Below are 12,956 nucleotides of genomic sequence, written 5' to 3'. Positions count from 1 at the left end.
GCCCCTCAGCACCCGCCCCGGCCCTCCCGGCGCTGCCCGCTGTTCCGGTTTTGCCAGCCCTGCCCGCCGTTCCGGCCCTGCCTGCGGTGCCAGCTCTGCCCGCGGTGCCAGCGCTACCAGCCCTGCCCGCCGCTCCGGCCTTGCCGGCGCTACCAGCCCTGCCCGCCGCTCCAGCGCTGCCCGCTGTCCCTGCTCTGCCGGCCCTACCCGCGCTGCCGGCACCGCGGATGCCCGAGCGCCCGCAACTTCCCATCTAAGATGGTGGCATGAAGATTGCATTCCTAGGAACCGGACGTATGGGCACGGAGCTGGCCCGCCACCTGATAAATGACCACGAGGTCACGGTGTGGAACCGCACCCGGGACCGCGCGCAACACGTGGGCGCGCCGGTAGCCGCGGCTGCGGAAGAAGCCGTGGCCGGAGCAGAGCTGGTAGTGTCCTCGCTATTTGGCCCGGACACCGTCCGCGAAGTCATCACCAAACCCCGGCTAATCCCCGCCGGTATGACGTGGGTAGATACCACCACCGTCTCACCCGAGGTGGCACGGGAGTTCGCCACTGCGGTGGAAGGCTACGTACACGCGCCGGTTATCGGCAGCCTAAGCCCAGCGCGCGCGGGCGAACTGGGAGTTTACGTGGGAACCCCGGACGCCCAGCGACGCGATCAGGTGCTAGAGCTCGTGCGCCCGTGGGCACACCCGGACAAGCTCAAAGGCGTGGAGTCCGCAGCTGCGGCCGCCACCGGCAAGCTGCTGGCCAACCTGGCGCTGGTAGTCATGGCCGAGGGCGTCCTCGAAGCACTTGACCTAGGCAAGGCAGAAGGTTTTGACGCCGGGGAAGTCCTTGACATGCTAGACATCACCGGCCTGAAGTTCATGAAAGACATGAAAGCACCGTTCATCCTGGGCCAGCGCGACACCGCGCCGGGTGATTTCACTGTGGACGCGTTGGCCAAAGACGCGCGGCTGATGGTGGCCACCGCTGACAAGGCGCTGCCCGCGGTAGAGGCGGGTATCGCCCGCTTGGCACGCGAGCAATCCGCCGGGCGCGGGGACACGGACTTTTCCTCCATCCTGGTCAACCGGGACGGTCCGGCAACGTAAGCCAGGTAGCTTGCCGGCTGGCCGGCCAAGTATCCGGCCGGGCAGCACGCGCAAGCGCGAGCGGCTGGCCAAGTATCCGGCCCGCCGGCAAGCCCAGCGGGGCAGAGATAGCGCGGGGCTAGCCCCGGAACAAGTTCCCAGCCAAAGCCCCCAAGCCTGGGAAGAAATGCCAGATAGCGGCCAGGATTCCCGCCACCGCCGGGATAGCCAGCAGCCCCAAATACCCCAGATCCCCCTGCGAGGAACCAGCTGACTGCTCGGCCTTAACCGTAATCTGCGCAGTGGCTACTTCCCCCGCCCCGTAAGAAACAAACAGCTCATGCTCCCCCACCGGCGCGGAAGCATCAACCGTGATGGTGCCCGCCTTATCAACGAACGCCCACTCCGGCCAAGCCCCATGAGCGCTGAACTTGGTGCCCGGCGCAACCGAGGCGGCATCAGGAGCAACCGTTGCACCCTCACCCGGCTGAAGCTCCACCGGTGAGTAGCTCACGCCCGCAGTCTCCGCCTGGGCCGCTACCCGGAAAGTAGCCCGGCCGGAGCGCACAGTGCCATCATCAAAAGTAACCGTGACCGGAACCTCCACCGTAGCTGCAGTACGCGGGCGCGGCGCAACCAGGGTGACCGTGCCCTTGTCATCGATAGTGGCGGTATAACCAGTTGGCAACGCGGAATCCGCAGCCAACTCCACCTTCGCGACACCGGGCGAGTCCACCGGGCGGTCATCCGGGCCCAGAACCTGCAACTTAGCCGACTGCGGATAATCCACCGGCAAGTAGACCACGTTGTAGATTGACTCAACTTTTCGCTGTTCAGCGACGTTAACCCGGGCCGTAGCCACGCCAGTCTTACCGTCCGCACGTACAAAGTTTACGTTCACTGAATAAGAACCCGGCTGAACCCGCGCGGGGACCGTGATGGAGCCATCCGGGTTAATAAAGGCCCAGCCAGGTGCTCCGGCGGCCCTGGTAAAAACGGTCTGGCCATCTGCCAACCGGGGCTCGCCAGTATTTGGGTCCACATAACGCGGCGCAGGAACCGTACCACCGGTAGCTGCGTCCAGCGAGGTTTCCTCATAGAGGTAGCCGTGCGGTCCGGGAAGCGGCAAAATGTCCATGATGGGCGGTGGCGTGGCTGCGGTGGCAACCACGGGCGCCGGTAAACACACTGCGAGGGCAATAATTATTTTCTTCATAAGTGGAGCATACCGTTAACATCAGGCGCTGTTAAGCCCCTGCGGAAAATTTTTCACCAACTTAGAGCTGTCTCACCCCCAACTCCGGTAACGGGCGACAACCCGCCCTAACCCCTCCAAAATCACTCAACCCCTTGAAAAATCCCACCCCAGTGCTAGGATGGGGACCAACAACAGGCCTAGCCTAGCTAGCTTGTTGAAAAAATAGCCCCACCCGGCTCGAATCCAGGTGAGGCTATCGGGCCTAAGCCCGGTACTGAAGGATTGTTTCAATCAACTTCAGTACTGCGGTCGCAAGTAGTACGACCCTGCTTACCAGATTGATTTTTGAGTTATCAGAGCTGGTAGCAGGGTCTTTCTTGCGACCGGGCCGGTTTAATGAGTGCTTACCCACCAAACCACCTCCCTTTCGGTCGTGAGGACTCTCCCCCGCCCGCCAAAGGGCACAACCCAAGACCCCAAAATCCTGCCACCCCTTGAAAAATCCCACCCCAGTGCTAGGATAGGGACCAACAACAGGCCTAGCCTAGCTAGCTTGTTGAAAAAATAGCCCCACCCGGCGGTTATCCAGGTGAGGCTATCGGGCCTAAGCCCTGTACTGAAGGATTGTTTCAATCAACTTCAGTATTGCGGTCGCAAGAACCACGACCCTGCTTACCAGTGTGATTTTGGAATTATCAGAGCTGGTAGCAGGGTCTTTCTTGCGACCGGGTCGGTTTAATGAGTGCTTACCCACCAAACCACCTCCCTTTTCGGTCGTGAGGACTCTCCCCCGCCCGCCAAAGGGCGCGGAATCTAGACCCCCACGTACTAGCGCGCGAGCCTAAAGCCACGCCCCGACGGGGAAGTCACACCCAGGTTTCGAAAACCTGTTCGTGAACCAGCTCCCAGTCTAGCAAGGACTACGGACACAGGGGATGGAGATGTACGAATCCCCAGATCAACGGGCCCGGGAGACAGGCAGCAACAAACTGGAGGGAGCAAGGAAAGTAAGCCAGCTCAACGGGGCCGGAAGACAGGCAAGCTACATTTCCATCCCCCTAAAAAAGCTTGCCACCCCTTGAAAAATCCCGCCCCAGTGCTAGGATAGGGACCAACAACAGGCACAGCCTAGCTAGCTTGTTGAAAAAATAGCCCCACCCGGCGGTTATCCAGGTGAGGCTATCGGGCCTAAGCCCTGTACTGAAGGATTGTTTCAATCAACTTCAGTATTGCGGTCGCAAGAACCACGACCCTGCTTACCAGTTTGATTTTGGAATTATCGTTGCTGGTAGCAGGGTCTTTCTTGCGACCGGGCCGGTTTAATGAGTGCTTACCCACCAAACCACCTCCCTTTCGGTCGTGAGGACTCTCCCCCGCCCGCCAAAGGGCGCGGAACCTAGACCCCCACGTACTAGCGCGCGAGCCCAAAGCCACGCCCCGACGGGGAAGTCACTCCCAAGTTTTCGAAAACCTGTTCGTGAACCAGCTCCCAGCCTAGCAAGGACTACGGACACAGGGGATGGAGATGTACGAATCCCCAGCTCAACGGGGCTAAGCGACAAGCAACAAAAACTGGATAAAGGAAGGTAACTCAGCTCAACGGGGCCGGGAGACAGGCAACAACAAACCCCAGCTGCGGGTTCACAGCTGGGGTAGGAAGTTTAGGGTTTAGGCCAGATCGCGCGCGACCTTCCGGGCGTGGGCAATGACGTCCGGGATACCCACGCCGTGGGCCCAAGCACCGGTGGCAGCAACGCCTTCTACCCCGGCTAGGGACTCCTCGACTGCGGCAACGGTTTCCAGGTGAGTGTGGTCGTAGCGCGGCAAGCCACCAAACCAGCGTTGGGTATAGATTTCCTCCACGCCGGCGGCACGGCCGTCAAAGCCGGTGATGGTTTTCAGGTCATCGAGGGCAATATCCACCAGGTCGTCTTCCTCGGCGCGGACTAGGGCGTCATCGCCAAAGCGGCCAAAGGAGGCGCGGACTAAGAAGCCCTCGCGTTGGCCCAGGTGGGGCCATTTGCGCGAAGACAGGGTGAAGGCTTTGGCTTGGATACCGGGTTCATCGGCGGCAACCAGGATTCCGGTGGCATCGGGCAGGCTGTTGCCGGCGGGGTCTATTGCGGAGGCAAAATTGAAGCCCACCACCACGGAGGAAGCCAGCTTGATGTCTTTGAGCGTCTGGGCGGCCTCCGGGGAAACCTTGGAGATAAGCCGCGCCGTGGTGGGCGCGGGCGTGGCAAAAACCACCCGGTCAAAAGTACCCTCCGCGCCGGTGACCTGGAAGCCGTCCTTGGTGCGGGTCACTCCGGAGACAAAGGTATCAAGGTGGATTTCCGCGCCGGATTTTTCCGCCAGGGTTTCATAGAGATCTTTGAAGCCGTCTTTGAAGGTGGCAAAGGCGTGGCTGGCCGCGGGGCTGCGGCCGGATTCGATGGCGGCTACTGCGGCGCTGAGCGTGACGGGGCCGTCGGCGGCCAACTCGTCTAGCTTGCGGGCCAGCATGGGCAGCGTAGCGCGCAGGCCAAGGTCATCAGCCACGCAGGAATACACCCCACCCAGCAGCGCGGAGAGCAGGTGATCTACGACCTCATCGCCGTATTGTTGGCGCACCAGCGCGCCCACGGATACGTCGTGGCCGGGGGTCCATTCAAAGGGGACCTCGTTAGCAATCCGCTCGTTGGTGGCGGCGCTGAAAAAATCTTGCGGCTCGGCCGGGATGCCCATGAGACCGCCGGGGGGCATGAAGTGCAGCTTGCCACCCGTATAGACGCGGGGGCGCTTGTCCGAAGGATCCACGAGCGCGTCTTCGAGGCCTAGCTCGCGGAAGAACTCGACCGCGTCCTGGCGGCGGCGCACGAAAGCCTCCGCGCCCATGTCGGTGGGGCCGCCCTTGAAAGGCACGGTGTGCAGCTTGCCGCCAATCCGGCCGTCTGCCTCCAGCACGGTGACCTCGTGGTCGCGCAGCTCATAAGCTGCGGTTAGTCCGGCCAGGCCGGCGCCGATGATGGCAATCTTCATTTAGCCCTCCTCGTGGATGATGGCAACGGCGCGGGTGATGGCTTCGGCGTCAGTGGTGGGTAGCACGCCGTGGCCAAGGTTCCAGATGTGGCCGTCCAAGCCGGCGGTCTCCGCCTTGATGCGGGCAACGGCGGCGCGCACGGCGTCGTCCCCAGCAAACAGCAGGGCCGGGTCCAGGTTGCCCTGCAGCACGCGGGTCTTGACGCGTTTAGCGGCATCGGCCATGCTGACGCGGTAGTCCACGCCCATGACCTCACTGCCGGCCTCGGACATGGCGGTGAGCAGTTCACCGGTGCCCACGCCAAAGTGGATGCGCGGGATTTTGCCCGCCACAGACTCCAGAATCTGGGTGGAATAAGGCAGCACGAACTCGCGGTAGTCAGGCTCGTTGAGGTAGCCCGCCCAGGAGTCAAAGAGCTGCATGGCGTCGATGCCCGCGTCTACCTGCTGGCCCAAGAACGCCACGATGGTAGGCGTGAGCCGCTCCATGAGGCGGTGCCAGGTGTCCGGCTCGGAGTGCATGAGGGCCTTGGTCTTTTCGTGGTTCTTCGACGGCCCGCCTTCCACCAGGTAGGAGGCCAGCGTAAACGGCGCGCCCACAAAGCCAATCATGGCCTGTTGCGGGGTGAGCTCATCCAAGACTATGGAAATGCCCTGGGCCACCTCCGGGATATCGGTGTCCAGGATGGGCAGCGCGCCCACGTCAGCAGCGGTGCGAATGGGCGCGTCCATAACGGGCCCGCGGCCGGGCACAATGTTCACGCCCACGCCGGCTGCCTTAAGCGGCACCACGATGTCGGAGAACAAAATGGCGGCGTCCACGTCGTGCCGGCGCACCGGCTGCAAGGTAATTTCCGCCAGCAGCTCCGGCATGAAGCAAGAATCTAGCATGTCAATGCCCTCGCGCGCCTGGCGGTATTCCGGCAGGGAGCGCCCGGCCTGGCGCATGAACCACACCGGCGGACGCGAAGGAGTGCGGCCGTTGGCGGCCTCGATGATGGGGGCGTTGTGGACTCTCATGGTGGTCTCCTATAGTCTTTCGCGGTTGCGTTCGCGGATAAATTCATTGGCTTGGGGGCGGTACATCAGCACCGTGGCGGTCAACAGTAACACCACGATGACCACCAGCATCAGCCCGCCCACCCCCACAGCGATGGCGGCGATATTGAAAAAGCAGCTGATAAACACCACCGCGGCCAGGCCAGTGCGGGCGTGTTTCATAGCGCGGGAAAGCTGCGGGGCCAGAACGGAGATGATGACAGCGGCCACCAGGTTGGCGCCGGCCACAAAGTGCCGGTTGTTCTGGAAATACTCCGCCCAGGCTCCGGTTGCGGGTTCTGGATGGTCAAACCACCCCACCAGCCCGGAGACGGTCATGACTATGGCGGCTAGGACGAAGACCCAGTAAGCCCACCGCAGCGGGCGCGGCCAGGCGTCCAAGGAAATTGGGGCTTTCTTGCGTGCGGCGGGGCGGTTGTAGTCCGGCGGGTACTGGGTCATTTCTGGTCCTGGTCTTGGTCTTTGTCGCGGCCCCGGCTGTGGTCTTGGCCCCGGCCCCGGCTGTGGTCTTGGCCCCGGCGCTTGTACCAGGGCGTGTCATCCGCGGAGTCGTCGTTTTTCTCCAACATCTTGCGGCGCTTTTCCTCCGCCAGCTCCTTTTCCATCTTGCGGATTTGGGCCAGCTCCCCGGTGTAGTCCAGGACTTCTTCCTTCATGGAAAACAGCAAACCCATGACGGCGGTCACGCCCACCAGGATTTGCACCATGCCGTCGCCCACAATCAACCACTCCGGGGCCTTGGAACCGCCCGGGACGGCGGAGAACACAAAGAACAGGCGCAGCCCGAAGTAGATGGAGAAGGCAAACCACAAGCGCCGCGCACTGCCGGCCCACTTGTGTTGAGTAGCCAACTTAGTCAGCATGAACATCAACAAGCCCACCACGGCCATGGACAGTAGCGCGGAGCCAAAAATAGCCATGGAGGCCGTGACTTCCAAGAGGGCATCGGAGGCAAGGAGCGGGTTGCTGCTGTCCTCGAAGCTGGTCTTAATCCCCGCAATCAGGGCGTCGCGGTTGAACAAAGAGATGACAATCTGCAACACCTGGTGAAGGACCTCACCGCCGGCTGCCGCCAACCAGGCGGTCAACATCAGGTGGACGGTTTGGGGGCGGGTGGTGGTATCAGTCAAGATTTTTCCCTATCCCCGCTCGCGCAAGGCGCGGGCGGCGTCGGTGGCAAAGTATGTGAGGATTTGGTCCGCGCCGGCGCGTTTAAAGGCGTGGAGCGACTCCAGCATAACGGCGTCCGCGTCCACCCAGCCGTTTAAACCGGCGGCTTTAATCATGGCGTATTCACCGGAGACTTGGTAGACCGCCACGGGCACGGGCGAAGCCTGGGCCACGGCCGCCAGCACATCCAGGTAAGGAAGGCCGGGCTTGACCATAACAAAGTCCGCGCCCTCAGCTACGTCTAGTTCCACCTCCAGCAGGGACTCCCGGAAGTTGCGGGGATCTTGCTGGTAAGTCCGGCGGTCCCCGGTAAGGGAGGACCCCACGGCCTCGCGGAAGGGCCCAAAGAACGCGGAGGCGTACTTAGCGGAATAAGCCATGATAGCCACGTCCGGGAAGCCGGCCGCGTCCAGCGCAGTGCGGATGTGGCCCACCTGCCCGTCCATCATTCCGGAAGGAGAAACTATGTGCGCACCGGCCTTAGCCTGGGAAACGGCCATCTGGCCGTAGAGCTCCAGCGTGGCGTCATTGTCCACGCGGCCGCAGGCGTCCAGTACGCCGCAATGGCCGTGGTCAGTGAACTCATCCAGGCAAGTGTCCGCCATGACCAAAAGGTCATCACCGAACTCCGCGCGCAGGTGCGCGATGGCGGTTGTGAGGACCCCCTGCTTAGAACCAGAGGCGTCCTTATCAGCGGTAAGCGGCACGCCAAAAAGATCAACGCATTTCACACCCGCGTCCAAGGCCTCATGCGCCGCGCGAGTCAGCGAGTCCAGCGTGTGCTGGTAGACCCCCGGCATGGAGCTAATTTCCCGGGGGCTATCCAGGCCTTCCGCTACAAACATGGGCAAAATGAAGTCACTGGGGTCAAGCCGGGTTTGGGCCACCAGCTCCCGCATGGCGGGCGAGGTGCGCAGCCGGCGCGGCCGGCGGTTAGGAAAAGAGCTCACGGTCATATCACTCAACCTTAGTAGTCTTCTTGCGCGCACGGCGCTTCTTACGCGGTGCGGGCAGGTTGCCGGCGGCGCGCAGCGCGGCCACATGCTCAGCCAAAGCGTCAATCAACGAAGGCACGTCAGCTACCTCCGGCACGGTATCCACCCGCAAGCCCAGCTCCTCCGCCGCAGCGCGGGTAGCGGGGCCGATGCACGCGATAATCGTGCGCGTATGCGGCTTGCCGGCAATACCCACCAGGTTGCGCACGGTGGACGCGGAAGTAAACGCCACCGCGTCAAAGCCACCGGATTTGATCATGTCGCGTACCTCAGCAGATGGCGGGGCGGCGCGCACGGTGCGGTAAGCCACCACGTCATCGACCTCCCACCCCAAGCGGGAAAGCCCGGCGGGCAACGACTCACCGGCGATGTCCGCGCGCGGCAGCAGCACTCCCGACACCGCGTCAATGTCCTCCACAAAGTTAGGGAACGCCTCCACCAGGCCCTGCGAGTTTTGCCGATGCGGCTCCGGCATGAGCTCTGGCTTCATGCCTTGGGCACGGAGGGCATCGGCAGTTTTGGTGCCCACGGCGGCCAGGTGCACGCCCGCAAAATCACGCGCGTCCAAACCCAGCTTGAAAATCTTTTCAAACACGGCTTCCACCGCATTAACGGAGGTAAACACAATCCACTTATAGCGGCCCTCCACAATGCCCTTGATGGCGCGGTCCATCTGCGCCGGGTTGCGCGGCGGCTCCACCGAAATGGTGGGCACAGACTGCGGGATGGCACCGTAGCCAGCCAGGCGCGCGGACATAGCCCCCGCCTGCTCCTTAGTGCGCGGGACCAACACGCGCCAGCCGTAGAGCGGCCGGTTTTCCCACCAGGAATACTTAGTGCGGTCATCAAAGGTACGGCCCAACGTGACCACCAGGTCCCCGGGCAGTTCCGCGCCCAACTTGCCCAAAGTGCCCAGATTGGTTTCATACGTACGCTGCAGGCGCGTGGTGCCATGGACGGTGACAAAAGCCTCCGTGTCCGCCGGCATTCCGCGCGCCACCAGCTCCGCAGAAATGACCGGCAACTGCTCCCGGACGGCCTGGAGCACCAGCGGCAAAGTGGCCGCAGCTAGGGCGTCCCAATCGGTATCCGCAGTGATTTCCGCCGAGGTGTAAGTAGAACCCAGCGCCAGGCCGGCAAAAGAAGGGACCGTAGAAGGCAACGACATGCCAGGCACCACCTGGAATTCCATTCCTGCTGCGGCCACCGCGGCAATCTCCGCCTTGATGGACTCCCGGTTCAGCGGGTTGCCGCACACCAGGCGCACCACGTCCCCGCCGCTTTCCAGCGCAGCGCGAAGCTGGCCCACCAGGTCTTCTTCCGGGTCCTGGATAACAGCGGCCGTGGGCGCGGGCGGGCGCGGGGGCTTGCGGCGCGCGCCGGCGGCCTTGGCGGCGGCCACGATCTCTTCATACTCGCGCTCAGCCTGCTCAAGCAGTTCTTCCGGAACGGGCAACGCACACGCGACCATGTCGCGTACGCCCTTTAACACCTCCGGGTCAGTGACCGCGATAGCGTTATGCGCCAACACCTCACGGGCGCGGATGGTCAACATGTCCGGGTTGCCAGGTCCAGCGCCAACGAAGATGACCTTTCCCAGCTGTTCCGGGATCTGCGGTGCGGAAGTGCTCAAAATAAGGTTCTTTTCTAGTCTTTGTGTGACAGCCAAAATCCCAGGTGGCAAGCCATCCCGGGAGTATTAAGGGGAGCCGATTAACAGGTGATAAACGCTCGTATGGTAACTACACCCTAATGGAAGTAGACCCATATAGTAAATTCTAAGTTCTCAAAATCTCCCCGGCGCCCTCCGCAAACAGCTGCTGCGCGACCTCACGGCCAAGCTCGCGCGGGTTATCTCCAGTGGCGCTCACGCGCAGCGCCCGGCTGCCATCCAGGGCAAAAACGCCCCCGTGCAGCGTGAGTTGCTGGCCCTCCCAGGCGGACCAGGCGGCCACGGGCGCAGTACAACCGGCCTCGAGCGTGGCCAGCAACTGGCGCTCAGCCAGGGCGGCGGTCTCCGCGCGCTCATCGCGCACAGTAGCAATGGCCCGCGCGGCCTCACTGCCCACCGCGGCCTCAATGGCCAAGGCACCCTGCGCGGGCGCGGGGAAAAATACCTCCGGCGCAAAAACCTCGGTGGCCCGCTGGGCGTAACCAGCACGGACCAGCCCGGCATACGCCAGCACCACCGCGTCTAGCTCACCGGCGGTCACATACCCCATACGCGTGTCGATGTTGCCCCGCAGCGGACGGATATCCAAGTCCGGCCGCAAGCCCTTCAGCTGGCTAATCCGGCGCGGCGCGGAAGTTCCCACCCGCGCGCCCTCCGGTAGCTGGTCCAGCGTGAGGCCGTCACGGGCAATGAGCGCGTCCCGGCTGTCGGCGCGGGTGGGCACAACCAGTTCAAAGCGGGCATCGGCAGCAGTGGGCAAATCCTTAAACGAATGTACGGCGATATCACACTCCCCCGCCGCCAACGCGTCCCGCAGGCGCTGGGTAAAAACACCGACGCCGATGCGCTCCACCGGCGCCATGTTCACATCCCCCGCGGTGGTAACAATATGCAGCTGCGCCGGGTAGCCCCGCTGCGCCAACCAGTCCCGGACGTGGCCGGACTGAGTGGTGGCAAGCAGGGACCCGCGGGTACCAATTCTGAACATGGGGGCTCCTTTTTACACTTTCTTGGGCAAATCCTCGACGTCAGCAATAAGCCCTTTTTCCTCAAGATCAAGGCCAAAGAGATCCTGCAACGCGGTCTCATGGCTCACGCTGCCCTCCGTGGCAGCCAGCTGCTTGGCACGGACCGTGGGCTGGTGCAAAAGCTTATCCACCACGCGCTTAAGCGCCCGGCTGATGTCCTCGCGCTGCTGCGCGTCTAACTCCGGGTGCTTTTGCTCAAGGCGGGCGGCCTCACAGGCCACCAGGTCCGCGGCGTGCTTGCGCAAGGCAGACACCGCCGGCGCGACATCGCGCACCCGCTGGGCGGAGGTGAAAATCTCCAACTCCTCCATCACAATCCGCCGGGCATGGCCCTGCGGCCCGCCGGCCATCTGCCCGTTGTTAACCGACCGCGCCAGGGACTCGATGTTCACCAAGTTGACGCGGTCTAGCTTGCCGGCCGCCGGGTCAATATCGCGCGGCATGGATAGGTCAATGAGGGTCAACGGCCGCCCAGCCGGGATATCGGCGGCGTTGATGGTGAAGTCCTGCGCTCCGGTGGCAGAGACCACCACGTCAACTTCCGGCAGTACCTGCGTGCGTTCTGCGAAGTCCACGACGCGGGAGACTACCCCAGCCTCGCAGGCGTGGTCCGCCAGGCGCTCAGCACGCTCCCGGGTGCGGTTGGCGATGATGAGCTTGGCGCCCAACCTACCGGCATGCGTAGCGGCCAGCGCCGCCATGGCACCAGCCCCCAGGATGAGTACCCAGGAACCCTCCAGGGGCCGGCCGCCCGGGTCCTGGCCGTTCAAGTCTTGGGTGTCCGGTACTTGGCCGCCCGGCTCTTGGACGCTCAAGTCTTGGCCGCTGGGGTCCTGGCCGCCGCGGTCTTCCAAAGCGCGATCGAAGGCAAAAGACACCATGGACGCGCCCGCCTCATCGATGAGAGTCTCCGCGTGGACCCGCTTTCCGGTGTGCAAAGCGGCCTGCGCCAGCGCGTGGATCCGCGGTCCCACCGTTCCTTGGCCCGCCGCAGACTGGTACGCCGCGCGCACCTGGCCAATGATCTGCTGCTCGCCCACCACCATGGAATCCAAACCGGAAGTAACGCTCATCAGATGCTCTGCGGCGGCATCGGCGTAGCGGACGTAGAGGTAGCTACGCAGGTCTTCCTCCGGAATACCGGAGACCTCATGCAAGGCCTTAACCACGTCCTGCACACCGGTGTGAAAAGAGTTGGTAACGGCATAGACTTCCATCCGGTTGCACGTGGAGACAATCATGGCCTCGCTCAAAGAGCGGCCAGCGGTAAGATTCCCACACGTCTTATCTTTCACGTTGGAGTCCATGCTCAACCGCTCCAGTAGCGCTACCGGCGCGGACTGGTAGGACATGCCCACAACCAGCACACTCATGCAAACCCCTGTCAAACTAACGGATGATTCAAATCAAACCAAAGAATACTCCGTCTGGCACAGAAGCGAAAAGCAAGGTCAGGCTAACCCGCTGCTAATTCCGCGGAGAGCTCGCTGTTGTCTACCTCCCAACAAGCAAATTCCTCCCCATCTATGACAACCACGGGTACGCGGTCACCGTACTCCATTGCCAGCTCCGAGTCTAAATCCACATCCACCGCCACCAGCCGCGCACCGGCGGCCCGCACCACCGGAGTAATCTGCGCCAACACCCGATCACACGACCCGCAGGTCCTGCGTACCATCAATTCCACATTCTTCACAGGGAGTCTCCTTGGGATTTAAGATAGAGTGATCT

Annotated in this window: 12 protein-coding genes; 2 read left to right on the top strand and 10 right to left on the bottom strand. The window is 62.8% G+C overall.

Annotation, left to right across the window (positions count from 1 at the left end; translation table 11 throughout):
- Window positions 1–257: hypothetical protein (locus tag F4V58_RS12420; protein WP_211362705.1), on the top strand; the 257-nt coding region annotated here is incomplete at its 5' end.
- A gap of 9 nt (window positions 258–266) precedes the next feature.
- Window positions 267–1,103 (top strand): NAD(P)-dependent oxidoreductase, encoded by an 837-nt coding sequence (locus F4V58_RS01245; protein WP_075732665.1) that lies wholly within the window; start codon window positions 267–269, stop codon window positions 1,101–1,103.
- 118 nt (window positions 1,104–1,221) lie between these two features.
- On the opposite strand, the gene F4V58_RS01240 is transcribed toward F4V58_RS01245, so the two are convergent.
- From F4V58_RS01240 to F4V58_RS01195, 10 genes are all read right to left on the bottom strand, one after another.
- Entirely contained in the window at window positions 1,222–2,298 is a 1,077-nt protein-coding gene (locus F4V58_RS01240; protein ID WP_075732664.1) for a Rib/alpha-like domain-containing protein, read from the bottom strand.
- 1,650 nt (window positions 2,299–3,948) lie between these two features.
- The gene (locus F4V58_RS01235; protein ID WP_075732662.1) at window positions 3,949–5,301 is read right to left on the bottom strand and encodes a protoporphyrinogen oxidase; all 1,353 of its coding nucleotides are present in this window, start codon (window positions 5,299–5,301) and stop codon (window positions 3,949–3,951) included.
- Window positions 5,302–6,321 carry a uroporphyrinogen decarboxylase gene (hemE, locus tag F4V58_RS01230; protein WP_075732660.1) on the bottom strand — a complete coding sequence of 340 codons (1,020 nt, stop codon included), beginning with the start codon at window positions 6,319–6,321 and terminating at the stop codon, window positions 5,302–5,304. It abuts the gene before it with no gap.
- A gap of 9 nt (window positions 6,322–6,330) precedes the next feature.
- A complete protein-coding gene (locus F4V58_RS01225; RefSeq protein ID WP_075732658.1) occupies window positions 6,331–6,801 on the bottom strand; it encodes a hypothetical protein in 471 nt (156 codons plus the stop codon).
- Entirely contained in the window at window positions 6,798–7,490 is a 693-nt protein-coding gene (locus F4V58_RS01220) for a hypothetical protein (RefSeq protein WP_075732656.1), read from the bottom strand. The genes F4V58_RS01225 and F4V58_RS01220 overlap by 4 nt, the downstream gene beginning before the upstream one ends.
- Before the next feature lie 9 nt (window positions 7,491–7,499).
- Window positions 7,500–8,486, bottom strand: coding sequence for a porphobilinogen synthase (hemB, locus tag F4V58_RS01215; protein WP_075732654.1), 987 nt, complete (start codon window positions 8,484–8,486; stop codon window positions 7,500–7,502).
- Window position 8,487: 1 nt separating this feature from the next.
- Complete coding sequence (locus F4V58_RS01210) at window positions 8,488–10,158, bottom strand: uroporphyrinogen-III synthase (protein WP_211272765.1); 1,671 nt, start codon at window positions 10,156–10,158, stop codon at window positions 8,488–8,490.
- A 145-nt stretch (window positions 10,159–10,303) separates the two neighbouring features.
- Window positions 10,304–11,185 (bottom strand): hydroxymethylbilane synthase, encoded by an 882-nt coding sequence (gene hemC / locus F4V58_RS01205; protein ID WP_075732652.1) that lies wholly within the window; start codon window positions 11,183–11,185, stop codon window positions 10,304–10,306.
- Between the two features lie 12 nt (window positions 11,186–11,197).
- Window positions 11,198–12,598: a glutamyl-tRNA reductase gene (locus F4V58_RS01200; RefSeq protein ID WP_075732650.1), complete on the bottom strand. Its 1,401-nt coding sequence runs from the start codon at window positions 12,596–12,598 to the stop codon at window positions 11,198–11,200.
- Between the two features lie 83 nt (window positions 12,599–12,681).
- Window positions 12,682–12,903 (bottom strand): glutaredoxin family protein, encoded by a 222-nt coding sequence (locus F4V58_RS01195; protein WP_075736364.1) that lies wholly within the window; start codon window positions 12,901–12,903, stop codon window positions 12,682–12,684.
- Between the last annotated feature and the right edge of the window lie 53 nt (window positions 12,904–12,956).

The organism is Corynebacterium phocae, assembly GCF_008693075.1.
Classification (GTDB): Bacteria; Actinomycetota; Actinomycetes; order Mycobacteriales; family Mycobacteriaceae; genus Corynebacterium; species Corynebacterium phocae.
Note: the sequence above shows the minus strand (reverse complement) of the source record. Positions and strands in the feature narration are given on the sequence as shown.